Raw genomic sequence first — 26,540 nt, forward strand, 5'->3', positions numbered from 1 at the left:
TAATCGCATTAAAATATGCGAGTGTTAAACTAATTTTATATTAATCTTATTCAGGGGGAAATATGAAAACTACAAAAAAAGCTGCTTTGGCAGTAGCCTCAAGTGCATTATTGCTCGGTCTTACAGTCGCACAAACAGTTAATGCTGATACTTATACAGTTCAAAATGGAGATTCATTCTTCGGGATTGCTAGTCAGTATGGGGTAGATCCTTATCAATTGGCAGCTGAAAATGGCATGACTATTTGGTCAACAATTGTTCCTGGTGGAAGCTTGGAAGTTTCAGGTGCTACGACAGCAGTTGAGGAAACAACAGAAGCTTCTTCTTCAGAGGTAGCAGCTACTGATTCAGATGCTACTTGGAATCGTTATCCAGTTGGGCAATGTACATGGGGTGTTAAGGAAGTCGCTCCATGGGCAAGTAACTGGTGGGGTAATGGTGGCGATTGGGCAGGAAGCGCTGCTAGCCAAGGTTATGCTGTAGGTTCAACACCTGTGACAGGATCAATTGTATGTTGGACTGATGGTGGTTATGGTCACGTTGGTTATGTAACAGAAGTTGGTCAAGATGGTCAAATTCAAATCTTGGAGTCAAACTATAACAACCAGCAACAAATCAATAACTATCGTGGTTGGTTTGACCCACAAAACTCAACTACACCAGGTTCAGTATCTTACATTTATCCAGGTGCATAAAATGAAAAAAGCGTTATAAGCGCTTTTTTTACTTGCTGGAAGGGTTGTGCTCCAGACTGTATTTAAACTAAAAAATGGTAGCCATCCAGCCACCATTTTTTTATTTATCAGGTGTGAGAATCATTGGAATAATGATTGGTTCACGTTCTGTTTTTTCATACAAGAATGGACGTAAAGCATTGACGATAGCTCCGTTAACGGATTGGATGCTAGCATCCTTATTCTTAAGAGCGATACGAATAGCATTGAATAGAATGCGTTGGCTTTCGCGGATAAGATCGCCAGATTCACGCATGTAGATGAAGCCACGACTGAGGATGTCTGGACCGGCTAGAATCATCTTAGACTTGAAGTCGACAGTTGCTACGGCAAGTACGACACCATCTTCAGAAAGATCACGACGGTCACGAAGAACGGCAGCTCCGATATCCCCAATACCATTACCATCAACATAGATATCTTGAGCATTGAAGTGACCTGCACGACGCGCAGAGTCTTTTGTTAGGGCTAAGACATCACCATTTTCCATGATAAAGATATTATCTTTTGGAACACCACAATCAACAGCAAGGCCTGCGTGGACTTTCTGCATGCGGTATTCACCGTGAACAGGCATAAAGAATTTTGGTTTGATCAAACGAAGCATGAGTTTTTGCTCTTGTTGACCACCGTGTCCAGAGGTATGGATATTGTTGATTTTACCGTGGATAACATCGACGCCAGCTTCTTGAATAGTATTAATCAAGCGGTTAACACTAGTTGTATTTCCTGGGATAGGGCTAGATGAGAAGATAACAGTGTCACCAGGTTGCAGTGTCACTTGGCGGTGCATCCCGTTAGCGATACGTGCAAGGGCTGCCATAGGCTCTCCTTGAGAACCGGTACACATGATAAGAATCTCACTGGCATGGTAGTTTTTCATCTCACTAGGGTCAATGATAGTTCCTTTTGGAACTTTGATGTAGCCTAGTTCAACCCCATTGACGATGGCTTTTTCCATAGAACGTCCGAAGACAACAATCTTACGTCCAGTTTTTACAGCGGCTTCGGCAGCTTGTTGCAGACGGAAAATGTTTGAGGCAAATGAGGCGAAGATAATACGTCCGTGGATGCCTTCAATAATTTTCATGATGGATTGACCAACGACCTTCTCGGAATTTGTGAAAGTTGGTACTTCAGCATTGGTTGAGTCTGAGAGGAGGCAAAGAACGCCTTCTTCACCAAGTGCAGCCATACGGTGAAGGTCTGCTGGCTCACCTACTGGGGTGAAGTCAAACTTAAAGTCACCGGTACACACAATTTTACCTTGAGGTGTATGGATGACAATACCGAGAGGTTCTGGAATTGAGTGAGTAGTGCGGAAGAAGGTCACGCTCATATTTTTGAAAGTAAGCTCTGTATTAGCATTAATTTCATAGAGTTGTGCGTCACGAAGTAGTCCGTGTTCTTCCAATTTTCCTTTGATAAGAGCAAGAGCAAGTGGTCCTGCATAAATTGGGATATTTGCCTGTTTAAGAAGGAAGGGGATCCCACCAATATGGTCTTCGTGACCGTGGGTAATGACAAGTGCCTTTACACGATCAACGTTTTCAACGATGTAAGAATAGTCCGGGATAACATAGTCGATTCCGAGAAGATCATCCTCGGGGAATTTAATACCCGCATCGACGATGATAATCTCATCTTGGTATTCAATACCATAGGTATTTTTACCGATTTCCCCCAAACCACCAATCGCATAAACCCCAACTTCTTCAGGTTTTAGATTGATTTTTGATGCCATGGTCTTAGAACTCCGTTACTTCAAAAACGCCTGTTTCTTTTTCGTATTCAAGGGCTTTTTCTGAGAGGAGCTCGATGAATTCGATGTTATAGGCAGTGTTTTTTTCGATGATTTGACGAGCTTGGATACGTCCCTCAAGTTCAGTTTCTGCATCGATATCTAGGTAGAGTGATTTTGTCTGTTCACGGCGTGGATTACGCTCTTTAGTTTCTTGGTAAAAGACTTTATAAATCATGGTTTTCCTTTCTTTCCAAAAGGCTCTGCCATTCTATAAAAAAACCGGTCAAGTTAATCTTTCTATGATTTACTTGACGTTATGATATTCACTTTATGAGTAATAGCTAGTAGCCTTGATTCGTTTAACAATTACTATTATTGTACCATAAGATAAGGGCTAGATAAAGAAAATGGCGGAAAAAGTTGGAAAATGTTCGTTTCTGGGAAACAGTGACTTGTGTTATAATAGAAAAGCATAAAAGGAAACAAGGAAAAAAGATGAAAATATTAGCATTTGATACTTCTAGCACAGCTTTATCAGTAGCCTTGTTAGAAGATGAGAAACTAGTGGCAGAGTCAACTGTCACAGTAAAAAAGAACCACAGTATTAGTCTAATGCCAACCATTGATTTTTTAGTTGCTCAGGCAGGCTGGCAACCGTCTGATTTAGAACGTATTGTGGTTGCACAGGGGCCTGGATCCTACACCGGGCTTCGTGTGGCTGTCGCAACAGCTAAGACGTTAGCCTATGCGCTTGACATTGATTTAGTGGGGGTTTCAAGTCTACAGGCGCTGACAAACCTTTCGGTTGTCGGTGTTGTGATTCCTATCATGGATGCCCGTCGTAATAATGTTTACGTTGGTTTTTATGAAAATGGTCAGGCTATCGTCCCTGATTGTCATGCTGCCTTTACAGATGTTCTTGAGCAAGCTAAAGTTTATGAAAAGGTGACATTTGTCGGTGAAGTGGCTAATTTTGCGGATCAGATTAAGGAAAATCTTCCAGAGGCAACGATCTTGTCTAGCCTCCCATCAGCTCAGTTAATTGGTCGTTTAGGCTTGTCCTTGCCTTCTGTTGATGTGGATGCCTTTGTTCCACATTACTTGAAGCGGGTTGAGGCGGAAGAGAATTGGCTTAAGACGCATGAGGAGACTAAACGTGACAACTACATCAAGCGCGTCTAGATTGAGTAGCCAAGAGCAAGCTCAACTGATTTATCGGATTTTGTCGGATGTTTATGACAAATCTCCGTGGACGATAGAACAAGTGGTAGCGGACTTGGCTTTGGATACTACTGAGTATTTCTATGTTTATGACCAGGAAGAAGTTGTTGGTTTTTTAGCCCTTCAAAATTTGGTGGGTGAGCTTGAGGTGACCAATATCGCCGTTTTAAAAGCTTATCAGGGGCGTGGTTATGCTAGTCAGCTGATGAATCATTTGGAAGAGCGTAGTGAGCCTATATTTCTAGAAGTGAGGTCTTCAAATCAAGTCGCTCAGGCACTTTATAGAAAATTTGGTTTTGAAAGTCTAGGAATTCGGAAAAATTATTATCATGAGCCTCAAGAAGATGCAGTTATCATGAGGCGAGAGGAAGTCTAATGGCAGATAGATATATTTTGGCAGTGGAGAGCTCATGTGATGAGACTTCAGTTGCCGTTTTGAAAAATGAGAAGGAACTTTTAAGTAATATTATTGCCAGTCAGGTGGAAAGCCATAAACGTTTTGGTGGTGTTGTTCCTGAGGTGGCTAGCCGTCACCATGTGGAAGTGGTAACTCTTTGCATTAAAGATGCCCTTTCTGAGGCGGGAATTACTGCTGAACAACTAGATGCTGTAGCAGTAACCTATGGTCCTGGTTTGGTCGGGGCGCTCTTGGTCGGGATGGCAGCAGCTAAGGCCTTCGCTTGGGCACACGGATTGCCTTTGATTCCAGTTAACCATATGGCTGGACATCTTATGGCGGCGCGTGAGGTTCAAGAATTGGAATATCCCCTCTTAGCGCTTTTGGTGTCTGGAGGGCACACAGAGTTGGTTTATGTGTCAGAACCGGGAAATTACAAGATTGTTGGTGAGACACGTGATGATGCAGTTGGTGAGGCCTATGACAAGGTCGGGCGTGTGATGGGGTTGACCTACCCAGCCGGGCGTGAAATTGATGAATTGGCTCATAAAGGGAAAGATGTTTATGATTTTCCACGCGCTATGATTAAGGAAGACCACTTGGAGTTTTCATTTTCAGGCTTGAAGTCAGCCTTCATCAATTTGCACCATAATGCAGAGCAAAAGGGTGACGTCCTAATTAAAGAAGACCTTTGTGCTTCTTTCCAAGCTGCTGTGTTGGATATCCTTCTAGCTAAGACTAAGAAAGCCTTGGAGCGTTATCCTGTCAAGACACTTGTTGTTGCAGGTGGTGTGGCAGCTAATCAAGGCTTACGTGAACGTTTGGCTGAAGAAATCACAGATGTAGATGTGGTTATTCCGCCTTTACGTCTTTGTGGTGACAATGCTGGCATGATTGCTCTAGCAGCCGCTATTGAATGTGATCAAAAACATTTTGCTGAGTTGGACTTGAATGCAAAACCAAGTCTAGCCTTTGCAGGATTTGAAGAATAAGAAGAACCTCTTACTAGTTTGGTAAGAGGTTCCTTTAGAAAGGAATTGAGTGTGTCTGACTTTCGTTTAGGTGTAAAAGCCGCGGTACCGACAGCTTTAGGCTATGTAGCTATTGGTCTAGCCTTTGGTGTTGTAGCAGCAGCTTCGGGTCTATCAGCCCTTGAGGTTGGCCTCATGTGTGCCTTGGTCTATGGTGGCTCGGCCCAGTTTGCCATGTGTGCCTTAGTAGTTGCAGGAGCTGGTCTAGGTGAGTTAACCTTGACTGTTTTCTTGGTTAATTTGCGTAACATGTTGATGAGTTTACATGCAACGACGATTTTTACAAAAACAAGCCTTTGGAATCAGCTGGGAATTGGTAGTCTGATTACGGATGAAAGTTATGGTGTCTTGTTGGGAGAATATGTGCATTATAAAGATATTCCTGCTAACTGGATGCATGGTAACAATATTTTTAGCTATCTGGTTTGGATTGTATCATCAGTTGTTGGTTGTTTGATTGGTTCCATGATTCCTAATCCTGAGCTATTTGGTTTGGATTTTGCTTTGATTGCCATGTTTATTGGTTTGTTAAGTAGTCAGATTGATGTCTTGTTAGGGGAAGGAGTGCGTAAGCTACTCTTGATTTTACTATCTATTGCTGTGGCTTATCTGAGCTTTAGTGTCATCTTGTCGGAATCTTTGGCTGTTTTAGTGGCTACTTTGGTTGGATGTAGTGTGGGGGTGATGTGTGATGGCCGTCAATAAGTTTATTCTCATTGCTATTCTACTTGGGTTTGTGGTCAGCTGGGTTCCTCGTGTGCTTCCCTTTGTTTTAGTGAAATACAAGGGGCTTCCAGATATCGTTGTTCGATTTTTGCACTATTTACCAGTTTCTATCCTCTTTGCTCTGATTCTCTCTAGTCTCACGACTGAGAAGATTGGTCACTTGCCACAGTTTAAGTGGATGGAAATCCTGGCTACTGTGCCAACGGTAATTGTAGCCTTTAAGAGCAAAAATCTGCTCTATGCAGTAATCGTTGGTATAATATCTATGGCCCTGATTCGTTTCGTATTTTAGCAAATGAAAAGACTTGGAGTTGCTCTTAGTGAGTCGCTTTCCAAGTCTTTTTTAGTTATTGTTAAAAAAGGCAGCAATGTCGTCTTCACTGAGACCAATCATTGGATCTATAGTTGTCCAATTTTCTTCAGTTAAACGATAGTTTTCTTCTGTTTGCACAGGTTTGTTAACAGACTTATCCACAGGTTGTGAATAAGTGTTAACAAGATCTGGGGATGGATTGATATTTCCCGAAAAGTCTTTGTTTTCAAAGGTTTCTGAGGGGTAGTTGTTTTTCGTTTTTGTTTGATTGGGTGCCTCTGTTGTCTCGTTTTTAACAATCTTTTCGACAGACTTATCAACAACTTGTGTATAAGTTTGTTCAAAACGTTGGATGAGATAAGTATTTCGTTTAGCTCCTTCGTTGCGAACGGCATAATCAAAGGCTGCGATTTCCCCTAACATGACTAGCTTACTCTTGGCGCGTGTGATGGCGGTGTAGATGAGGTTACGTTGTAGCATACGTCCACTTTGGCGTGTGATGGGAAGGATAACGACTGGAAACTCACTCCCTTGGGATTTGTGGATTGACATGGCATAGGCCAGAGTAATCTTATTCCATTCGTTACGAGGATAGATAACCTCATTGCCATCAAAGGACATGTAAATTTCGTCCTGCTTGCTTTCAGTATATTTACCAGGGATGAGATCAGTAATGATGCCGATGTCGCCATTGAAGACATTGAGTTCAGTATCGTTGACCAGATGGAGAATCTTGTCGTTCTTACGGAAGAAAATGTCATTAAAGGCAAATTGATTGGCCTTTTCTTGAGGATTAAGTAGGTCCTGCATAATAGTATTGAGATTGTTAATACCAGCCTGTCCTCGATACATGGGAGCTAGAATCTGCACATCCTGAGCAGCAATCCCGCTCTTTATAGCGGCAGAGACAATTTTAGGGACCATCTGTGGAATATGGTTGACATTGGCCTCAAAGTAAGAGCGGTCAGCCTTTTTCTCTGTGAAATCAGCGGGTAGTTGGCCTTGACGCATCTGACTAGCTAGGGTAACGATGGTGGAGTCCTCAGATTGTCTGAAAATTTTGGTCAGAGAAACCTTAGGCAAGTCATCAATCTGCAAAAGGTCAGCCAAGACCTGGCCAGGGCCTACGGAAGGCAGTTGGTCTTGGTCACCCACAATGACGACTTGGGTTGAATCAGAGATACTTTCAAAGAGTTGATTGGCCAACCAAGTATCAACCATAGAAAACTCATCGATGATAATCAAGTCGCAATCGAGATAGTCCTCTAAGGTCTTGAAATCGTCCTCGCTATTGAGTCCCAAATGTCTATGGATAGTGGCACTAGGGAGTTGGGTGAGTTCGTTCATTCGACGAGCAGCCCGTCCTGTTGGTGCCGCTAAAATAATAGGCAAATCAGACTTTTTGAGATCTAGACCATGAAGGTCGGCATAAGTTTTAATGATTCCGTTAATAACGGTGGTTTTACCTGTCCCGGGACCACCTGTCAGGATGAAGACCTTGCTTTGTAGGGCTTTGATAATGGCATCTTTTTGAACCTTATCATAAGTAATACCAAGCTCCTCTTCCACCTCTTCAAGACTTGCTTGGATTTTGTCCTCTGCACTGATGTCAGGTTGGTCTTTCATGATACGAGTTAGGTGGGTATAGATGCCCTGTTCCGCAAAATATAGGGTATTATCAAAGATTTTAGTCTCTATATTTTGCACTTTATCCTCTTGGATGAGATTGGTTAATTCCTTCGCGACTAAGGCGGGGTCAAGTTCAATCTGACGAGCACCTTCCAAAAGAATGATGGTCCGTTCAAGCAAGGCTTTGGCTTCTATGTAGGTATCGCCTTCTTCCATACTGGCTTCTAGTAGACAATGAATCAAGGCAGCTCGTAAACGCTCAGGAGCATCACTAGCAATTCCAAGACGTTCAGCTAGTTGGTCAGCCATTTTAAAACCGATTCCTTGAATCTCCTCTACTAATAGATAAGGGTGTTCCTCAATAAGATTTAGTGACTCTTCCTTATATTGGTTGAAAATTTGTGAGGCGGCCTTTGGTGTGAGTCCATAGCTAGAAAGTTTGGACAGGATTTGCTCGGCTCCATAATTGATTTTTAACTTAGCAACAAAGGCTTCTCGATTGACCTTGGAGAGGTTGGGGATCTGCTCTAACTCGCTAGGATCCTCGAGAATCTTGTCAATAGGGTCTTCTCCGTAAATTTCGACAATACGCTCGGCCGTTTTCTTACCGATTCCTTTGAAATTATCGCTGGCAAAATATTTGATAAGACCGCTGGCAGAAGGTTTTGAACGCTCGTAGCGGGTCATTTGTAGCTGTTCCCCATATTTAGGGTGATTGGTTAGTTGGCCCCAGAAGGTATAGTCTTCACCCTCCATGACATCCCCCATAGTTCCTGTGACAATGATTTCGTAGTCTTCAAAATCACTGTCTGTTTCGTCAATCTCTAAGAGTAAGATACGAAAAAAATTGCTAGCATTTTCGAAAATGACGCGTTCGATAGTTCCTGAAAAATAAAATTCTTGCATGTGTTTTTCCTAGATACATAATAAGGCTGGGTTTCCCCAACCTTATCTTATTTAGTAGTTTTAGTTGTCTTCAACGGTACCAATTTTATTAAGTGGCCAGAAGCGGAATTTGACTTCCCCTACAAGAGCACTCTTGTCAAAGTAACCAACTTCGCGGCTATCTTTTGAAACGATACGGTTATCTCCAAGTAGGAAATATTTGCCTTCAGGAACAGTGACAGAGAAAGTAGTGTTTTTGTCCGCGTTGACAGTGAAGGCCTTAGATTCTTTAGCCAGTTGTTGGAAGTAATCGCGGTATGCATACTCTTTTTGTAGCTTATCTTTGGCAAAGGCAGCCTGGAATTCTTTGAGGTATTCTTCCTTGACTTCTTTACCGTTGACAGTAAGTTTATCGTTTTGATAGGTAATGGTATCACCTGGCATCCCAATGACACGTTTTACGATTTGTTTCGTCTTACCATTTTCAACCTCCTTGGCAACGACAATATCAAAGCGTTCAATGGACGTGTGTTTCAAAACAATAACACGCTGGTTATTGGCGAGAGTTGGATCCATTGAGTGGCCGTCAACCTGAACAGGAAGCCAGAGGAAGAGGCGAGTCAAGAGGAAGAATGTGATAAAGAGGATAAAGAGTCCCCATTCACGAAGGAAAATGAGAAAGTATTGGGTCCATTTGTTTTTCATAGTTAAGGCCTTTCAGGGTTATTTTAAGCGTTGGTAGGCTTTTTTAGTATTGGCGAAATGATATTTAGCAGTAGCTTGGAGAGCCTGATCTCCGTAGGCTTGAAGAAGCTTGGCTGCGATCTGGTCAGACTTAGCACCAGCACCTGAAGGAAGGGTGTAGCCAACCTCTTGGCTGAGTTTGTCCAAATTTTCCAGGAAGAGATTGCGAGCGATGATAGAGCTCACCGCGACAGCTAAGTATTTCCCCTCAGCCTTTTCTTCTAAAGTAATAGGAAAGTCAAAGCGATTGCGTTCATTCTTGAGGTATTTTTGATAATTTTTCTCACTGGTGAAGGCATCAATGACAATCTTATCTGGTTTAGCACCTGATTGTAACAATAGGAAGATAGCCTGATTATGGAGGGCTACTTTAACGGACACAGCATTATGACTCTTACCGTCTCCAACCACTTCATTGTATTTTCTAGGCGAAAGAAGGAGTGCCTTGTGAGGAATTTTCTCCTTCAAAATAGGTGCGATCTGACGAATCTTGATATCGTTAAGATTTTTAGAATCATCAACTCCTAGAGATTTCAAAAAGGCATGGTCAGCTGGGGTAACTAGACTAGCTACAACAGCTAGACCACCAAAATAGGAGCCATTTCCGACTTCGTCTGATCCAATTAGGGCTAGGTTTTGCCCATCAGGTGAATGCTCAGGTTCAGCTTGGTATCCAAAACGGCTAGCTAGGATTTCTGGCTTAGCACCTTGGAAAGTTACCTTTCCTGAAGTATAGGCGATGACACTTATTCCATCGACCTTGGCTGAAAAACTTGCATAAGGATTTTTAGTCGCAGTCGCATAGCTTGAAAGGTCCTTCTGGAGTGTCGAAATCTGTTCTGCTGTCATTTTTAATACGATTGTGCCCATGAAATCTATTTTAGCACAAAAAAGGAGAATTGGTAGATATTTTACAGACTCGGAATCCCTGAAAATTATTTTTCTAGAGAAGTGCAAAGTCTAAAATTTACGAAAGTTAAAATTTAGGATATAATGATTAGAAAGAGAATGCCTAACCTTGCTCTTTTTTCCACAATTAGAAGAAATAGGTTGGCATTTAAGTGTCGAACACGCCTCAGAGTAAGTGTCTGAATCTTGCTAAAACATGGCGATATAAAAGCAATAAAATAAGGAGAAGCTGCGGTGGCGAATCCGTGACCACCATTGATTGGCAGTTAACAAGCAAATGGCAAATAAGAACCGTTACAAATTTCATTTTGGAGAGAAGAACCTCACGCTAACAACTGATAAGGATAACCTATTCATGGAAGAGGTTGAGCGTGTTGCCCACGAGAAATATAAAATTATCAAAGAGCAGATGAAAAATGCTGACAATGAAACGATTGCTATCCTAATGGCTATCAATTCTTTGTCGACTCAGTTGGAACGTGAAATCCAAGTTGAAGATATGGAAAAAGAGTTGGAAACGTTGAGAGCTAAGCAACTTGAACAACTTAAGGTCAAGGCGACAGCTACAAATGACGATGAGGATGACGCATGATTGGATTCCTTGTCTTAGCTATCGTGGCTTGGAATTTCTACATTGGCTACCGTCGAGGCCTTTTTATGCAAGCTTATTACGTGGTTTCAGTCATTATTGCCATGTGTGTGGCGGCCTACTTTTACCGGTCGCTAGGAGAGGCTATCAATCTTTGGGTACCTTATACCAATCCAACCAAAGATGCTAGTATAGCTTTCTTTAAAGATCAGAACATCTTTTCGCTTGACCGTGTCTATTATGCAGGTGTGGCTTATTTTGCCATTTACTGTGTGGCTTATTATGGTTTGCGCTTTCTTGGGATTTTCTTCCATTTTGTGAGAATTGAGCGACTTGATCAGAGACGTTACCAAGTGGTAGGTGGTGTCTTGGCCTCCTTAGTGAGTCTTGTGCCTTTGACTATGTTGGGGAATATTCTTGCGACTGTTCCCATGAATAACATTCAAACGGTCTTGTCATCTAGCTGGGTTTTGCGCCTTTTGATTAATTGGAATTTTCCAGTTAGTCAGATTATCCAGCACTTGTGGACAAGTGTGATATAGAAAATAGAAGTCTTCCTTGATTAAGGGAGGCTTTTTTGTTCTTTGTTTTGGTAACATATGAAAAAAGACTGAACACAAGGTCTCAGTCTTTCTTATCTATTTTTACCCTAAGGTTGCAATGGTACATCCGGAACCACCGGCACTTTGTGGGGCATATTCAAAACTTTTAACATGGCGATGACGGCGGAGATATTTGGTAACAGCATCACGGATGACACCTGTACCAATACCGTGGATGATGTCCACCTGACTCATGTTATTAAGTAGGGCTTGGTCAATAAAGGCATCAAGCTCTTGCATGGCTTCTTCGTAACGTTTCCCACGAAGGTCTAGACGGGCACGAGGACCGCCAGATGTCTTCTTGGCTTTTTTAACCACGTTAATCTGTTTCTTCTTAGGTTGTTGGGCTTCAGCTTGGGCACGAACCAGAGTGAATTCGTCTGCCTTGAGGGTCATCTTGATGAGACCGACCTGAGCTTCCCAGTTACCATTTTTGGTTTGACTGGTAAGGGTACCCCGTTGCCCATAGGCGGTAACGATGATATCATCTCCAACACGAGGGGCACGCGCAGCCTTTTCTTTCTTAGCCTTACGAAGGACCTTATTCTTAGAGAGGTCCACTTGTGGGGCAAGTTTCTTGAGTTTTCCTTTGGCGTCGATAACTTCATGAGGTTTGAGTTGACTCTTATCGTGGAGATTTTTGAGGATACTATCGCTCTCAGCCAAAGCGGTATCAACCATCTCTTGAATTTCTTTTTGAGCCTTTTCGAGTTCCTTGTCGTATTCATGGGAGAATTCGTTATAGAGTTTTTTGACCGCACGGTTGAATTTAAGGTTCTCTTGCTCCACGTCCTTGATGTGTTCCAGACGTTTTTGTGTTTCCACAGTTTGGGCTTCAAGTTGCTCGATGATACGGTTGACATCACTATCAGTATCCGTGAGGTTTTCTGCTTCCTTGACAATAATCTCATTCAAACCGAGGCGTCGAGCAATTTCAAAGGCATTAGAACGACCAGGAACCCCTTGCATAAAACGATAGGTAGGGCTTAAAGTCGCTGTGTCAAACTCCATGCTGGCATTTTCCACATGTTGCGTCTCAATCCCATAGGCCTTAAGCTCAGGATAGTGAGTGGTAGCCATGGTCTTAATCTGACTTAAACGGAGGTGCTCTAAGATTGCCATGGCTAGACTAGCTCCTTCCTGAGGGTCGGTACCAGCCCCAAGCTCATCGACCAAGACCAGGCTGTTACTGTCGGCAGCATTCAGAATCTCAACAATGTGGGTCATGTGACTAGAGAAAGTTGACAAACTTTGTTCGATAGACTGTTCGTCTCCGATGTCCGCAAAAATCTCTTGGAAAATGGCGACACGGCTGCCCTTATCAGCCAAAATTGGAAGACCAGATTGAGCCATTAGTTGTGCTAGTCCTAGCGTTTTAAGCATGACCGTTTTACCACCAGTATTGGGACCTGTGATGACAATGGCCGTGAGGTCCTCATCAAAGTGCAAATCGTTGGCTACAGGATTGGCCAAAAGAGGGTGACGAACGTTAAGTAGTTGTAGTGTTTGGTTGTCACTAATCTTTGGAATAACCGCTTTTTTATCATGGAGATAGAGATATTTTCCTCGAATGAAGTCCATGTGGCCCAAAATCCAAGCGTTGTTGGCAATTGCAGCAGCCTGTGGACGGAGTTGATCAGACAGTTCATGCAGGATACGAGCCATCTCGTGGCGTTCGTCTGCACGTAATTGTGTAATTTCTTCGTTAAGCTGGATAACGGCACGTGGCTCGATATATACTGTGTTTCCAGAGCTTGAGATGTCATGCACAACTCCAGCAATACGGTTACGGTAGGTATTTTTGACAGGAAGCACCGAACGGCCGTTACGACTAGCAATCAAACTTTCAGCCAACATGTGACCAGATTTCTTGAGAATGTCTTGCAAGGTCTGGCGAATGGCATCATCACAAGATTTGAGTTGACGACGGATGTTTTGCAACTCTGGGCTAGCAAAATGCTCAATAAAACCACCGTCATTGATGCTCTGAAGACTGCCTTGTAGACTTGGGAAGGCTTCAATCTTTTCGAAAAGACGTTTAAGAGCGACGAGCTCAACATTTTCAAGGTCAGCGTAGAAGCGACCAAGGTCAGCTGAAGCTTGTAGCACCTTCTTGATGGCAATGAGCTCCTGGATATTGAGATCAGCATCCAGTTCCAAGCGATGTAAGGGCTCAGAAATATCTCTCAGGCTACCAATGGCAAAGCCATGGTGCTCTACGAAAATCTCAGACATTTCTTGGATTTCTGTAAATTGATTTTGAATTCTTTCTGGATTGGTCATAGGCACCAAGTCACGCAACTCCGCCTGAGCCTGTTCAGTCTGCAGGTATTCTGTGAACTGGTCCTTGACCTTGTTAAATTCTAATTGGTCTAAAATCTTTGTGTTCATAGCTTCTATTATAGCACATTTGCCTATGGGGCGTGGAGGAGGGAAATACCTGAGGTCGTTTTATCAGTGAACTTTTGTCATCAGATGTTGACTAGCTATTTTTACAAAAGAGTCTCCCTAAAATAAGAGATTTTCAATTAAAACCAATGCTCCTATCTATGCTATAATAAACCTATGACTAATCAGAAAAAATTACTCCTAATTGACGGTTCATCCGTTGCCTTTCGTGCTTTTTTCGCACTCTATAATCAAATTGACCGTTTTCGTAACAATAATGGCCTTCATACCAATGCCATTTATGGCTTCCACCTCATGTTGGACAACTTGCTTGAGCGTATCCAACCGACTCATGTCTTGGTAGCCTTTGATGCTGGTAAAACAACTTTCCGTACAGAGATGTTTGCGGACTATAAGGCTGGTCGTGCTAAGACACCAGAGGAATTCCGTGAGCAGTTCCCTTATATCCGTGAGATGTTGGCTGCACGTGGTATCGCCTATTATGATCTGGCTCAGTACGAGGCAGATGACATTATCGGTACCTTGGCTAAGATGGCTGAAAATACCAGTGAGGACTATCAAATTACTGTTGTCTCTGGGGATAAAGACTTGATTCAGCTGACTGACGAAAACACAGTTGTTGAGATTTCGAAGAAAGGTGTAGCTGAGTTTGAGGCCTTCACACCTGATTACCTCATGGAGAAAATGGGTATTACTCCAGCGCAATTCATCGACCTCAAGGCCCTTATGGGAGATAAATCTGATAATATTCCAGGGGTTACTAAGATTGGTGAAAAGACTGGTCTCAAGCTCCTCTTGGAACACGGTTCCCTTGAAGGTATCTATAACCACATCGACGAGATGAAGAAGTCCAAAATGAAGGAAAATCTCATCAATGACAAGGAACAAGCCTTCCTTTCTAAGACCCTGGCGACTATTGATACCCAGTCACCTATTGAAATTGGTCTCGATGACACGGCCTTTACGGGACCTGACCTTGAAAAATTGACAGCCTTTTATGATGAGATGGGCTTTGTTCAGTTTAAAAATGCCCTTGGTGGCGAGGCTGTGCCACAAGATTTTGATGTGGCCTATGAAGAGCCTAGCCAAGTAACAGCGGACCACTTCAGCCCTGACGATTTCTTCTATTTTGAAATCCTTGGTGACAATTATCACACTGAGCCTATCATCGGTTTTGCATGGGGTAATGATAAGCAGATTTATGCGTCTACAGATACTGACCTCCTCAAATCAGAAGCCTTCCAAGCAGCTCTTTCTAAAGCTGTTAATATCTACGATTTCAAGCGCAGTAAGGTCCTTTTGAGTCATCTAGGTATTGACTTGCCTACGGCTAATTTTGATGCACGTCTGGCCAAGTATCTCCTCTCAACCGTTGAGGACAATGAATTGTCAACCATTGCCCGTCTCTATACAGACTTGCCGCTTGAAACAGATGAAGTGGTCTATGGTAAGGGGGCTAAACGTGCCGTTCCTGAAAAAGAGGTCTTACTCAACCACCTAGCTAAAAAAGTCAAGGTCCTTCAGGTAGCTAAACCTGTCATGCTTGAAAAATTGGCTGAACACGGCCAATCAGAGCTTCTCTTTGATATGGAGTTACCACTGGCAAATGTGCTAGCTAAGATGGAAATCGCTGGTATTAAGGTTAAGGGACAAACCCTTAACGAGATGGCAGTGGAAAATCAAGTAGTCATCGATAAATTGACCCAAGAAATCTATGAGATGGCGGGCGAAGAGTTTAATATCAACTCGCCAAAACAGTTGGGTGTCATCCTCTTCGAAAAGATGGGACTACCTTTGGAATACACTAAGAAAACCAAGACAGGTTACTCAACGGCTGTGGATGTCCTTGAACGTTTGGCACCAATTGCTCCAATCGTAGCTAAGATTTTGGAGTACCGCCAAATCACCAAGCTTCAGTCTACCTATGTCTTGGGGCTTCAGGATTATATCCTTAAGGATGGCAAAATCCATACCCGTTATGTGCAAGATTTAACACAGACAGGTCGCCTCTCATCAGTGGATCCAAACTTGCAAAATATCCCTGTTCGCTTGGAGCAAGGTCGTCTCATCCGTAAGGCTTTTGTCCCATCGACTGAGGACGCAGTGCTTTTAAGCTCGGATTACTCACAGATTGAGTTGCGCGTGCTTGCCCACATTTCGGGAGATGAGCATTTGATTGCTGCTTTTAAAGAGGGAGCAGATATCCATACCTCTACAGCCATGCGTGTTTTTGGCATTGAAAAGCCAGAGGATGTCACACCTAACGATCGTCGTAACGCCAAGGCTGTTAACTTCGGTATCGTTTATGGCATTTCTGACTTCGGCCTTTCTAACAACCTTGGCATTAGCCGTAAAAAGGCCAAGGAGTATATCGACACCTACTTTGAGCGTTATCCTGGTATCAAGGCTTATATGGATAATGTGGTTCGTGAAGCCAAGGATAAGGGCTACGTAGAAACTCTCTTCCACCGCCGTCGTGAGTTGCCAGATATTAATTCTCGTAACTTTAACGTCCGCAACTTCGCAGAGCGTACAGCTATCAACTCTCCTATCCAAGGAAGTGCCGCTGATATCCTCAAGATTGCTATGATTAACCTAGACAAGGCTCTGGTAGAAGGTGGCTATAAAACTAAGATGCTCCTACAGGTGCACGATGAAATCGTCCTTGAGGTGCCAAACGACGAACTTGTAGCGATGAAAGCCTTGGTTAAAGAAACCATGGAAGCTGCAGTTGAACTCGCTGTCCCTCTCATTGCAGATGAGAATGATGGCCGCACATGGTATGAGGCAAAGTAAAACATGAAAGAAAATTTTCCATTTACCTATTTTCTCTTGCGCTACATGCTAGGATTTCTGGCCGTTGTCCTAGCTATCGTGGCAGTATTGGTGATCATCACCTACTTTATGACTAAATAGAAATAGACAGATGAAAGCTGGACTGAGGTCCGGCTTTTTTTGATGCAGATATTTGTAAATGAAAAAAGAATCACTAATTAATATCTAGATATTTTAATTAAAATTCTAATTTGATTGAGGATGGGATTGTTGGATTATAGTGAAAGTTATGATTATATAAGCGTTCTTGATAAATGAATATAAATTAATTTTTCAAAAAATACTTGACTTATCAACCATACAATTGTTAACATAATGTCAAAGAGATTTAAATGATTTAATATTTATATTAGGTCGTTTCTTATGAAAGGATAGTTATGAAAAAGAAATTAACAGGATTTGCGCTCTTATCAAGTTTGTTCTTGCTGACAGCTTGTAACGCAACAAATACGGGTGCTTCAGGCTCAGGCGACAGCGCTTCTAAGTCTGAACAAGTGAGTGGTGATTCATCTGAAACGGAGGAAGTGAGCTACGATGAGCTCTATGCTTCAGTCTTGGATCTCTATCGCCCTATTGCTCTGAACGGCGATACATCAGCTGTTCCAGGTGATCTTTCGTCTGACGAAGCTTATGCGACTAGCACTATTTTTGATGCTAAAAGAGCAGGAGAAAACGTGCAATATAGCTATGTAGACATCAACGATGATGGTTCAGCTGAGCTTTTGATTGGTACCCCTGACAGTGTTCACGCGCTATATTATCTTGATAATGATGATAAGCCTGTATTTGCAAAAAGTGCTGGAACCTTTGCCAAGGGTGGTTACTTGAGTACCATGAAATTTTATAAAGATGGTACGATTTACTGCCAACAATTCCAGCGTATGAGACCTGAGGCCAAGGCTGAGACCTATGAAATCAAGGATGGCGCCTTTAACCAACTTCAATCGGTTGATTTCAGTATGTCTGAGACAACAGACGGTGCAAGTAAGGTTGGTCTCGGTGACGCTCAGACTCTTGATTTGTCTGTCGAGGATTGGTATGACTTTGACGACTCAAGTAGTGACGAGACAGAAGCAAGCAGTAGCGACAGCAAATCAAATAAAGAGACTGGTATGGACATCAATGCTATTCAGAATGGTGATTTCTCAAGTATCGCTGGAACTTGGAAGAATGGCAAAGGCTATACGATGACCTTTGATAAAAATGGGTTAGTGAGTGATACTGAGAAAGTAGCAATTGAATATGGTAAAATTGCTGATGGCTTTTTTAAAGCAGGACTTGTGCCAAAAGAAGTTGGTCCTGGTGGTGGAATGATTGCATTCTTACCCAAAGGAGTAGCCTTGACCGGTTCTGTAACATCATCACCAAATGAGAAAGCTGATGATCAGTCAGATAAAAGTAAGGACCGCATCTGGAGTGGTCAGTCAATTTATGGAACCACTGACGACAGTTACTTCTTCTATAAAGTCGATTAATAATTTTCAAGCCGAAACTTAAACGTTTCGGCTTTTTTGTCCTCCATAGTGACATTTATGTCACTATTTTTTATTGGCCATCTTACCTATAATAAAAGCATAACTTAAGGATATAACTGAGAGCTAGCGACAGTTGTCTTTAAAATGAAAGGAGATAGAATAGACAGTTAATTTTAGGATATCTCTTAGTGATTAGTGAGGACACTAAGAGATTTGCAACTCACAATTACCATAAATAGAAAAATTAGTATTAATAAGGAGAAAATATATTGAAAACATCAGAAATGACACAACAAGTATTGACACATCAGGAATTATCAGTGGTTGTAGGTGGTGGATGTAGTTGGAACAATGCAGCTAAGGCAGCCCTCGGAACAAGTATCACGGGTCTTATCACTAGTGGCCCAGGAGGAGCTTTATTGGGATTAGCTGGAGGAGCAGTAAGTTACGGAGCGTTGTGTTGGGTATGATTGAATTTTTGATGTCAAAAAATGTGACTTATTTGGAATTGTTTTATATCTTTTTGGGAGTAGTTCTTTCAAAAGTATACCTTGCTTTGCGAGGCCGTAAGCACGATAAACTTGATGTATAAGAAAAAGGGTAGCACACAATGCTATCCTTTTTTACTGTCTTCATAAGTTTTAATCATCTTCTTCTGTGGTGTGGCCATTGGGAACTGGTCAAAGTCTTGACTAGCCACCCAGCGTAGCTCCTTATCGGAAGTAGGTTTACCGTTCTTAACGTTGCCTTCCACCATTTCGATGGTCCATTTTTGATGGCTGAAGGTATGCTTTACGGGTGCAAAATTATTGCTAGACCACTCTGGTTTGAGGGAATAATCTTTCTCAAAAATAGCTTTTTGAGAGACTGTCTCGAGAATACAATCATCCTTTTCAAAAAGGCTGAGTTGTTGGCCAATAAAGTCTGTTTCCACGATAGGGAAGGACCAGAAACCACCTAGCAGACGCCCTTCGATATTTTTTTCGAGCAGAAACTCACCCTTTGCATTTCTGATAATAAAAGCCTGAATTTGCATAGGTTTAGGCTTTTTCTTTGGCAATTTGATGGGGTATTTGTCATAGGTTCCATTGAGATAGGCTGCACAGAAAAAGCGAATAGGGCTTTCGTCGGGTCTTGGATTTTTAGCTGATTCGATATCAGTCCCAAGGTCCATAAGCGCTTGGTTAAAGTCACCTGGACGGTCAGGGTCAATCAAAATGTCCATAATCGCTTGGAAAATCTTACGATTTTTGGCGTCTCCGATATCGTAGTTAACCTCAAAGAGACGAGCCATAACCCGCATAACATTACCATCAACAGCAGGTTCTGGGAGCCCAAAAGCGATGCTAGAAATAGCACCAGCAGTATAGGGTCCGATGCCCTTGAGTTTGGCAATGTTTTCATATGTATCTGGAAGCTGGCCATCAAAGTCATTCATGATTTGTTGCGCAGCCTTTTGCATGTTTCGGACACGTGAATAGTAACCTAGCCCCTCCCAAGCTTTGAGAAGCTTCTCTTCTGGGGCTTCGGCCAAATCCTTAACTGTTGGGAACCAGTCTAAAAAGCGCTCGTAATAGGGAATGACAGTCTGAACCTGGGTTTGTTGTAGCATGATTTCACTGACCCAGATATAGTATGGGTTTCTAGTCCTACGCCAGGGGAGGTCTCGTTTCTCTCGATCGTACCAGTCCAGGAGGGTGCGACGAAAAGACGCGATTTTCTCAGCATCCCACATGACAATGCCGTATTCTTTTAAATCTAACATGCCTCTATTGTAACAAAGAAATCTTTTTTCAAAAAATTATGCGTTTTTCCGACAAAAGGATTGACAAAAGTAAGCGTTTACATTATACTAAAAGTGTAAAGAAGATAAGGATTCATCAAGGAGGTAAGAGCCATGGTGAGAGTAAATATTTCAAGGTACAAAAACGGAGACTAAAATCTCTAAACAAAACAGTAGGCAAAACAAATAACTTTACCAATCATCTCTGAGGAGCGTGACCGCATGACAGTAGGGCGTTACAAGAACGGAGATTAATTCAGTCGCATAAAATAGCTACAAGGGAGTGATACCACCAGAAGTCGAAAACCAAACTCAAATCTGTTAACTTAAGAAAAGTGAGGTAAAGCTCATGAGAAATGTTAGTAGGTATAAAAATGGAGACACATAGGTTGTTGCGTAAAATAGCCTAAGGAGTGATACCCATGCCACACGAAACGTAAATCCTATATTCTTAAGATGAACGAGGTGAGTTCATGAAAAATATGAGTAGGTATAAAAACGGCGATTAATAATGTTGCATAAAATAGCTACAAGGGAGTGATACCACCAGAAATCGAAAGCTAAACTCAAGATTAACGTCAAAAAGTGAGGTAAAGCTCATGAGAAATGTTAGTAGGTATAAAAATGGAGACACTTAAGCTGTTGCGTAAAATAGCTTAAGGAGTGATACCAATGCCAAATGAGTAATCTATCGACAAAAGTTAAATGCTTAAATCTTGTAACAAAGTACCGAGGTGACGCTTATGTTGATGTTTGATGTAAGTCGTTATAAGAACGGCGACAAGTAAACCTCATTGAGTGGTCAATGGGGAGATAGGTCTCAAATCATATGAATCAGAGGTGATTACTATGATGATGAATTTAGGACGTTATAAAAATGGAGACACTTCAAGTTATTGCATAAAATAGCTTAGGGAGTGATACCGATGTAATAGAAAATTTACAATGCTTGAAAGTTGTTTGTAAGTTGATGGAGGTAATCTATGATTGCTAGGTATAAAAATGGTGACACACAATGACTCCTCCTTATGAAAATATTTTTTACAAAATTCCAAAAGGATGTTCTAATGACAATTGAAGAATCTTAAAAGCTCATTCTAGCGTGTAAGAATGAGCTTTTTGATATGTTGAATATTAGTGGATTTTAGTGAGAGACTCTTAGTCCTTTTTGTTCAACCGAACCTTCCGTAGGAGAGCAAGCCTTTTTTTGTTCTTTTACTAGAGTCATAAAGATTTGGTATTGATTTTTAAGATGCGGTAGGAAACTCTTAGGGATTTTACTATCGAAGTTTAGGTTGTTCAGAAATATGGGGGCACTACTGTCTCTATAGATTTGTCCTTGGAAGAAGTAGTTGTCGGTCACGATATCAACTGAGATACGTGATGAGCGCCATCGACGTTTGCGCATGTACTTGGGTTTCCAACGAATCTTAAGTTGCTGGTCCTTGATATACCACCCCATGATGTCTATTTTGGCGGTCTGTTTCGTTTTGTCATCAAAGTAGGTTACTGGTACGCTTAAAACCTGCTGGCTTCTTGGTGAGGTTAAGAAGGGGTGAAAATCAGGAATGAAGTCGTAGTCCTTGCTAGACACTTCCGCTAGACCGTCTTCTTCTCGTATTTTGCCACGGCTGACGTACTTGAAGAAGTCAAAACTCTTACCTTGTCTTTCTAGTCGTTCAGCCTCTAATTGATATCTTGTCACCTGATCACCGGTATTTTTAGTCGTCTTGAGGTAACGCATGATTTCTGCATCCTTGTAGTAAAGAGCAACGAGATTTTTTAGACGTTGACTAGGGTTCAGAGAGTGTAACTTGTCTGGAAAGGACAAGATTTGTATGCTTTGGACAGCGGCTAAAGGAACAGCAGCGATACCAGATAAGAGCTTGTCTAGTTCAAAGAGGGAGACGGTATCAAAATGACTGGTATGACCAAGCTGATGTGTTATGTCAACAACAAAGAGGTTATTGTCCTGTTTGAAAGTGATAATGTAGACGTCACTCGGACCTAAGTTTTTTAAATCATATTCTAGGGAAGTAATAGGAATATTATAGTAGTGGTTAAAGGTTGGAAGCCCTAGTTTTTCTCCTAATTTCTTTTTATGATAAAGCATTCTCTTATTTTAGCATGAAGTTTGGCCGGAGAAAAGACGACTCATAAGGCTTAATTTTTTTCTTAGCGATTCAAATTTCTATCTATTCACTTTTCCCTTGCATTATCCTTCAAACTTTGGTAGAATTATATCTTGTGAGTGCACCTCACTTACTCGTGGCGAAAGACCATGAGTCATTAGACCAAAAGAGGAGGAAAATATCAATGGCTAAATACGAAATTCTTTATATCATTCGTCCAAACATTGAAGAAGAAGCTAAAAACGCTTTGGTAGCACGTTTCGATTCTATCTTGACTGACAACGGTGCAACTGTTGTTGAATCAAAAGATTGGGAAAAACGTCGTCTTGCATACGAAATCCAAGATTTCCGTGAAGGACTTTACCACGTTGTTAACGTTGAAGCAAACGACGATGCAGCTCTTAACGAGTTCGACCGTCTTTCAAAAATCAACGGTGACATTCTTCGTCACATGATCGTTAAACTTGACGCGTAAGAAGGTAAATTATGATTAATAATGTCGTACTCGTTGGTCGCATGACCCGTGATGCGGAACTTCGTTATACACCAAGTAACGTTGCTGTTGCAACATTCAGCCTTGCGGTTAACCGTAACTTCAAGGGTGCTAATGGTGAACGTGAAACTGACTTTATTAACTGTGTTATCTGGCGCCAGCAAGCTGAAAATTTGGCTAACTGGGCTAAGAAAGGCGCATTGATTGGAATTACAGGTCGTATTCAGACTCGTAACTATGAAAATCAACAAGGTCAACGTGTTTACGTAACTGAAGTTGTCGCTGATAATTTCCAAATGTTGGAAAGCCGTGCGGCACGTGAAGGTCACAGTGGTGGTTCTTACAACGCTGGAGGATTTGATAATTCAAGTTCATTCGGTGGAGGAGCTTCAACTGGTGGTTCATTTGGTGGATCACAACCTGCACAATCTACACCAAACTTCGGTCGTGACGAGAGTCCATTTGGTAATTCAAATCCAATGGATATTTCAGATGACGATCTCCCATTCTAAGAATGGACAAAACGAATTAAATATATAAAGGAGAAATAAACATGGCTCAACAACGTCGTGGCGGATTCAAACGCCGTAAAAAAGTTGATTACATCGCAGCTAACAAAATCGAATATGTTGATTACAAAGATACTGAGCTTCTTAGCCGTTTCGTTTCAGAACGTGGTAAAATTCTTCCACGTCGTGTAACAGGAACTTCAGCTAAAAACCAACGTAAAGTAACAACAGCGATTAAACGCGCTCGCGTTATGGCACTTATGCCTTACGTAAACGAAGACTAAAAATAATGCCCTCGACAGAGGGTGTTTTTTTCTGACTAGATTTTGTAGGCTTTTGTCATTTTTAGGCTTGTGTGCTGAGTTTAATTCTATGTTTTAGGAGAAAAGAAAAACCAACTGGTCTTCTCATTTATTTTGAGGAGCTAGTTGGTTGTTTTGTGGTATATAGAGTGTGTTTTCTAAGAAATCATCAAATTTTTGGTCGTTAACGAGGATATCGACATTGTCTTTGAAGACCTTAAAGCGGTTGGATAACCAGTGTGTTTTGATATCCGCCCAATTATTGAAGCGACTCCATCTGTAAGGAAGTGTAGGGTCCTGTTTTTCAAAGACATAGATACTGCTGTTTTTTTCGTAAGCTATAGCCGTGTGGAAATTGCTGACATCACCAGGGCTATTTTGAAAGACCGATAGGAGTTTAACCTTCTCTGGAAACTTGAGTCCAGCTTTTTTCCAAGCTTTAAGGAGATCGTCTGTAGACTGATAGCTGATATTATCACCAAAAAGGAGACTGTAGAGAGCTTGATCCTTGGCAGTTAACTCTTTGTGGTGTGACTTAAGATCTATAAATTCGTTTTGAAGGGGGAGTTCTAATTTGGTGAGGTCCTCTGAGCTTGTAATAAGGTCGTGAAGAAGGAGGAAAGATGTTCGTCGACAGTTTAAGTCATCAGTAAAGTGTGATTTATTCTCTTCAAAAGTTTTTTCCTTAAGGAAGGTGACGAATTGGTTTTGGTCCTTGCCGATTTTACTTTTGGTCCATTTTTTGACAACTGGCTGAAGGTTTGTATTTTCCTGATTGTAACGAGTAATATAAGGGGCTAGATTGTTCCAGTCTTTTGTTGGAATGCCCTTGCTTTTTAAGGCTTTTGCTAGCTGTTTTTCCTGAGTGGAAGTCGTCACATTGTTAAAACTATAGTAAGCTTGATAGTTTTTCTGAGTATTCTTGTGGCTGCATGCCATAAGTAATAGGCAGCAAGCAATGATTAGTAGGGGGAATTTGATACGCATCTATGGGATTTCTTTCTTTTGTCTATTAACTTTAACATTTTAGTATAGAACAACCAACTGTGTCAAGATTTCTGACGTAAAAAAGCACCCTTCTGGGTGCTTAGGAATGAGATTGATTAAGATGCAGGTGCGTAAGTACTTTGAACGTTGTAGTGACGTTTGAAGAAGTATTTGGCAACACCAGCGATGACACCAATGATAAGGATTACAATTGGTGAAAGACCAGGGTTGAGGTAGCTTGGAAGAAGGGCTGTAAGACTAAAGAGGGCAAACCATGCAATAAAAGAGAGAGTGATGATGGTCATGCTGAACCACCATTTTGGACGTTCTTCTTTTGGTTTGTTATTGTGACGGTAGATGTAGTGGTAAGGAGTATACATTGCAAGACCGCCAATGAATGACACTGAAAGAAGGGTTGTGAGGCCGTAGCTGGTTTGTGTACCTGAGAAACCAAAGATTGCGTTCATGATTGCAACGATGGCTAGAAGGAAGAGTGAGGTATCAAGCCACATTTTCCAAGGTGTTTTATCTGTTTCTGGTACTTCTTTGTTAGGTTTACCAGTTTCAGGTTGTTGGTGTTTTTCAGGAGAGAAACTAGCTGCCCAAACAGTTGGCGCACCAAGGAGTCCACGTCCTGTGATTCCTTTTTTCTGGTTTTCGATAAGTTCAGGAATAATATCGCCAAGGATATCTTTGATTTCTTGGTCTGATTTACCATCTTTGATGAGTTGGTTGGTTGCGATGTGGATAAATTCTTGGTTTTTCTTGGTGAGTTTTTGGATGTCCATGAGATGACCTTTCGATAAATAGTATTATTTTTTAGTTTTGTAGTTTAGGGAAAAGAAGAGGCTCTATGTTAGAACCATTTTTTCCTGATAAAGTAGATAACAACGCAGGATGACCCGAAGGCTGCGATGAAAAAGATAACCCAAAAAGCATTATCTAAATCGTTTAGAGGCATAGAATTATTTTTAAAGTTCATGCCGTAGGCGGAGAAGATAACGGTTGGGATGTCCAGAGCCATAGTCATGAGAGCGAGTGTCTTCATGATAGTGTTCTGGTTATTGCCGATGATAGAAGCAGCGGTTTCAGCCATGGCATTCAAGACATTTTCATAGATGCCTGCCATCTCAATGGCCTGTTGGGTTTCGACCAGTGTATCTTCCAAGAGATCCTCGTCCTCGATGTATTTCTTCAAGCTAGAGGCGTTACCTGTTAGCTTTTTGACAATTCGCTCATTCATCTTAAGTGAGGCTTTTAGATAGACAATGGATTTTTCCAATTCCATCATGTCAATCAAGTGCTCGTTTTTAGTCGCATTTTCCAACTGAGCTTCCAATTTATCGCTCTGACGGTCGATAGAACGTAGGGCGGTTAGGAAGAGTTGAGCATTGCGATAGAGAATCTGAAAGACAAAACGGGTCTTCATAAAGGTGTAGAAGTTACGTACACGGTGGTTGAGGAAGTTGTCCATGAGGCTGATGTCCTCGAGACAGGTTGTAACAACCACCTCATCGGTAACGATGATACCCAATGGAATAGTGACGTAGTAGCTTTTGTTATTACGCTCTTCTTGGGTTGGGACGTCGACCAGAATCAGGGTGTAGTCATCTTCGACATCGATACGTGATGTTTCTTCCACGTCCAGAGGGGCACGGAGGTCTTGAATATCAATGTTAAAACGTTCTGCGACCTTCATGGCTTCTTCTTGGGAAGGGTTCACCAAATGAATCCAAGCACCAGGCTCGAATGTTTCAATTTCTTTGAATTCTTTTCCGGTGGATAAGAACATTTGTTTCAATGGGAACCCCTCCTTTGTCATTAGGTAAGCGCTAGCGCCTTGATTACAAAAGGATTTTTACAATCGCTTTTAAGTAAAATAAACACTGCTCTTAGCTTTTTTTAGTGATGTCAATTGAGGCTTGGGATGATGTTCCTTGCCTTTTTTAGACACTTCACCATTATACTACATTTGAAACATTTTTGGGCTGGATAAATTGAAATTTTGTTATAATTATGAGAGAAAGTCGGGATGGATTTTCCATCCGTCTGTAGAAAGGAGCGGCAGTAGCTTTTGGGCTAGGGCCTCTT

General features: G+C 41.7%; 25 protein-coding genes. 14 read left to right on the forward strand and 11 right to left on the reverse strand.

Annotated features, from left to right (window positions below; translation table 11 throughout):
• Positions 1-62 precede the first annotated feature (62 nt).
• A complete protein-coding gene (locus tag H7T98_RS00130; RefSeq protein WP_002884730.1) occupies positions 63-695 on the forward strand; it encodes a CHAP domain-containing protein in 633 nt (210 codons plus the stop codon).
• A 100-nt stretch (positions 696-795) separates the two neighbouring features.
• On the opposite strand, the gene rnjA is transcribed toward H7T98_RS00130, so the two are convergent.
• Positions 796-2,478, reverse strand: coding sequence for a ribonuclease J1 (rnjA, locus tag H7T98_RS00135; protein ID WP_002884294.1), 1,683 nt, complete (start codon positions 2,476-2,478; stop codon positions 796-798).
• Positions 2,479-2,482: 4 nt separating this feature from the next.
• Positions 2,483-2,713 (reverse strand): DNA-dependent RNA polymerase subunit epsilon, encoded by a 231-nt coding sequence (locus H7T98_RS00140; protein ID WP_002884752.1) that lies wholly within the window; start codon positions 2,711-2,713, stop codon positions 2,483-2,485.
• Positions 2,714-2,973: 260 nt separating this feature from the next.
• Between H7T98_RS00140 and tsaB the strand changes: the two genes are divergently transcribed.
• From tsaB to H7T98_RS00165, 5 genes are read left to right on the forward strand one after another with little or no spacing between them, the layout of a single operon-like run.
• Positions 2,974-3,660 (forward strand): tRNA (adenosine(37)-N6)-threonylcarbamoyltransferase complex dimerization subunit type 1 TsaB, encoded by a 687-nt coding sequence (gene tsaB / locus H7T98_RS00145; RefSeq protein ID WP_201060965.1) that lies wholly within the window; start codon positions 2,974-2,976, stop codon positions 3,658-3,660.
• On the forward strand, positions 3,620-4,075 hold the full coding sequence (gene rimI / locus H7T98_RS00150; protein WP_195918151.1) for a ribosomal protein S18-alanine N-acetyltransferase: 456 nt from the start codon (positions 3,620-3,622) through the stop codon (positions 4,073-4,075). The genes tsaB and rimI overlap by 41 nt, the downstream gene beginning before the upstream one ends.
• The gene (gene tsaD, locus H7T98_RS00155) at positions 4,075-5,088 is read left to right on the forward strand and encodes a tRNA (adenosine(37)-N6)-threonylcarbamoyltransferase complex transferase subunit TsaD (protein WP_014635059.1); all 1,014 of its coding nucleotides are present in this window, start codon (positions 4,075-4,077) and stop codon (positions 5,086-5,088) included. The genes rimI and tsaD overlap by 1 nt, the downstream gene beginning before the upstream one ends.
• 51 nt (positions 5,089-5,139) lie before the next feature.
• Complete coding sequence (locus tag H7T98_RS00160) at positions 5,140-5,832, forward strand: AzlC family ABC transporter permease (protein WP_014635058.1); 693 nt, start codon at positions 5,140-5,142, stop codon at positions 5,830-5,832.
• Positions 5,819-6,145: an AzlD domain-containing protein gene (locus H7T98_RS00165; RefSeq protein ID WP_014635057.1), complete on the forward strand. Its 327-nt coding sequence runs from the start codon at positions 5,819-5,821 to the stop codon at positions 6,143-6,145. Before H7T98_RS00160 ends, H7T98_RS00165 begins: the two co-directional genes overlap by 14 nt.
• A gap of 51 nt (positions 6,146-6,196) precedes the next feature.
• On the opposite strand, the gene H7T98_RS00170 is transcribed toward H7T98_RS00165, so the two are convergent.
• From H7T98_RS00170 to rnhC, 3 genes are read right to left on the reverse strand one after another with little or no spacing between them, the layout of a single operon-like run.
• Positions 6,197-8,701, reverse strand: a complete 2,505-nt coding sequence (locus H7T98_RS00170; RefSeq protein ID WP_201060967.1) for an ATP-dependent RecD-like DNA helicase — start codon at positions 8,699-8,701, stop codon at positions 6,197-6,199.
• A gap of 60 nt (positions 8,702-8,761) precedes the next feature.
• Positions 8,762-9,385, reverse strand: a complete 624-nt coding sequence (gene lepB, locus H7T98_RS00175; protein ID WP_013991198.1) for a signal peptidase I — start codon at positions 9,383-9,385, stop codon at positions 8,762-8,764.
• A gap of 18 nt (positions 9,386-9,403) precedes the next feature.
• Positions 9,404-10,294: a ribonuclease HIII gene (gene rnhC / locus H7T98_RS00180; RefSeq protein WP_201060969.1), complete on the reverse strand. Its 891-nt coding sequence runs from the start codon at positions 10,292-10,294 to the stop codon at positions 9,404-9,406.
• Between the two features lie 316 nt (positions 10,295-10,610).
• On the opposite strand from rnhC, the gene zapA reads away from it, so the two are divergent.
• Together zapA and H7T98_RS00190 are read left to right on the forward strand one after the other, a co-directional pair.
• Positions 10,611-10,925 carry a cell division protein ZapA gene (gene zapA, locus H7T98_RS00185; protein WP_004183554.1) on the forward strand — a complete coding sequence of 105 codons (315 nt, stop codon included), beginning with the start codon at positions 10,611-10,613 and terminating at the stop codon, positions 10,923-10,925.
• Positions 10,922-11,464: a CvpA family protein gene (locus tag H7T98_RS00190; protein WP_156685216.1), complete on the forward strand. Its 543-nt coding sequence runs from the start codon at positions 10,922-10,924 to the stop codon at positions 11,462-11,464. Before zapA ends, H7T98_RS00190 begins: the two co-directional genes overlap by 4 nt.
• A gap of 102 nt (positions 11,465-11,566) precedes the next feature.
• Here the strand turns inward: H7T98_RS00190 and H7T98_RS00195 are convergent, their stop codons facing one another.
• On the reverse strand, positions 11,567-13,915 hold the full coding sequence (locus H7T98_RS00195; protein WP_201059680.1) for an endonuclease MutS2: 2,349 nt from the start codon (positions 13,913-13,915) through the stop codon (positions 11,567-11,569).
• A 174-nt stretch (positions 13,916-14,089) separates the two neighbouring features.
• On the opposite strand from H7T98_RS00195, the gene polA reads away from it, so the two are divergent.
• The 3 genes from polA (at position 14,090) to H7T98_RS00210 (ending at position 18,713) form a co-directional block, all read left to right on the forward strand.
• Positions 14,090-16,729 (forward strand): DNA polymerase I, encoded by a 2,640-nt coding sequence (polA, locus tag H7T98_RS00200; protein WP_201059681.1) that lies wholly within the window; start codon positions 14,090-14,092, stop codon positions 16,727-16,729.
• Positions 16,730-17,145: 416 nt separating this feature from the next.
• Positions 17,146-18,243, forward strand: coding sequence for a DUF6287 domain-containing protein (locus H7T98_RS00205; RefSeq protein WP_207186142.1), 1,098 nt, complete (start codon positions 17,146-17,148; stop codon positions 18,241-18,243).
• Between the two features lie 269 nt (positions 18,244-18,512).
• Positions 18,513-18,713 (forward strand): Blp family class II bacteriocin, encoded by a 201-nt coding sequence (locus tag H7T98_RS00210; RefSeq protein WP_021143608.1) that lies wholly within the window; start codon positions 18,513-18,515, stop codon positions 18,711-18,713.
• 143 nt (positions 18,714-18,856) lie between these two features.
• Here the strand turns inward: H7T98_RS00210 and mutY are convergent, their stop codons facing one another.
• Both mutY and H7T98_RS00220 read right to left on the reverse strand, forming a co-directional pair.
• The gene (gene mutY / locus H7T98_RS00215; RefSeq protein ID WP_155213132.1) at positions 18,857-20,008 is read right to left on the reverse strand and encodes an A/G-specific adenine glycosylase; all 1,152 of its coding nucleotides are present in this window, start codon (positions 20,006-20,008) and stop codon (positions 18,857-18,859) included.
• 1,162 nt (positions 20,009-21,170) lie between these two features.
• Positions 21,171-22,139 carry a hypothetical protein gene (locus H7T98_RS00220; protein ID WP_230318864.1) on the reverse strand — a complete coding sequence of 323 codons (969 nt, stop codon included), beginning with the start codon at positions 22,137-22,139 and terminating at the stop codon, positions 21,171-21,173.
• Positions 22,140-22,342: 203 nt separating this feature from the next.
• Here H7T98_RS00220 and rpsF point away from each other — a divergent pair, with 203 nt between their 5' ends.
• The 3 genes from rpsF to rpsR are packed head-to-tail and all read left to right on the forward strand — an operon-like array spanning position 22,343 to position 23,444.
• Complete coding sequence (gene rpsF, locus H7T98_RS00225) at positions 22,343-22,633, forward strand: 30S ribosomal protein S6 (RefSeq protein ID WP_003093185.1); 291 nt, start codon at positions 22,343-22,345, stop codon at positions 22,631-22,633.
• Positions 22,634-22,644: 11 nt separating this feature from the next.
• A complete protein-coding gene (locus H7T98_RS00230) occupies positions 22,645-23,163 on the forward strand; it encodes a single-stranded DNA-binding protein (protein WP_048790101.1) in 519 nt (172 codons plus the stop codon).
• A gap of 41 nt (positions 23,164-23,204) precedes the next feature.
• Positions 23,205-23,444 (forward strand): 30S ribosomal protein S18, encoded by a 240-nt coding sequence (rpsR, locus tag H7T98_RS00235; protein WP_000068665.1) that lies wholly within the window; start codon positions 23,205-23,207, stop codon positions 23,442-23,444.
• Between the two features lie 123 nt (positions 23,445-23,567).
• On the opposite strand, the gene H7T98_RS00240 is transcribed toward rpsR, so the two are convergent.
• The 3 genes from H7T98_RS00240 to H7T98_RS00250 form a co-directional block, all read right to left on the reverse strand.
• Positions 23,568-24,449: a DUF4300 family protein gene (locus H7T98_RS00240; protein ID WP_201060971.1), complete on the reverse strand. Its 882-nt coding sequence runs from the start codon at positions 24,447-24,449 to the stop codon at positions 23,568-23,570.
• A 116-nt stretch (positions 24,450-24,565) separates the two neighbouring features.
• On the reverse strand, positions 24,566-25,237 hold the full coding sequence (locus H7T98_RS00245) for a DUF1129 domain-containing protein (RefSeq protein ID WP_048790099.1): 672 nt from the start codon (positions 25,235-25,237) through the stop codon (positions 24,566-24,568).
• A 68-nt stretch (positions 25,238-25,305) separates the two neighbouring features.
• Positions 25,306-26,250, reverse strand: a complete 945-nt coding sequence (locus tag H7T98_RS00250) for a magnesium transporter CorA family protein (RefSeq protein WP_004183470.1) — start codon at positions 26,248-26,250, stop codon at positions 25,306-25,308.
• Positions 26,251-26,540: the final 290 nt, after the last annotated feature.

It is taken from the genome of Streptococcus sp. 23.2, from assembly GCF_016648665.1.
GTDB classification, from domain to species: domain Bacteria; phylum Bacillota; class Bacilli; order Lactobacillales; family Streptococcaceae; genus Streptococcus; species Streptococcus salivarius_E.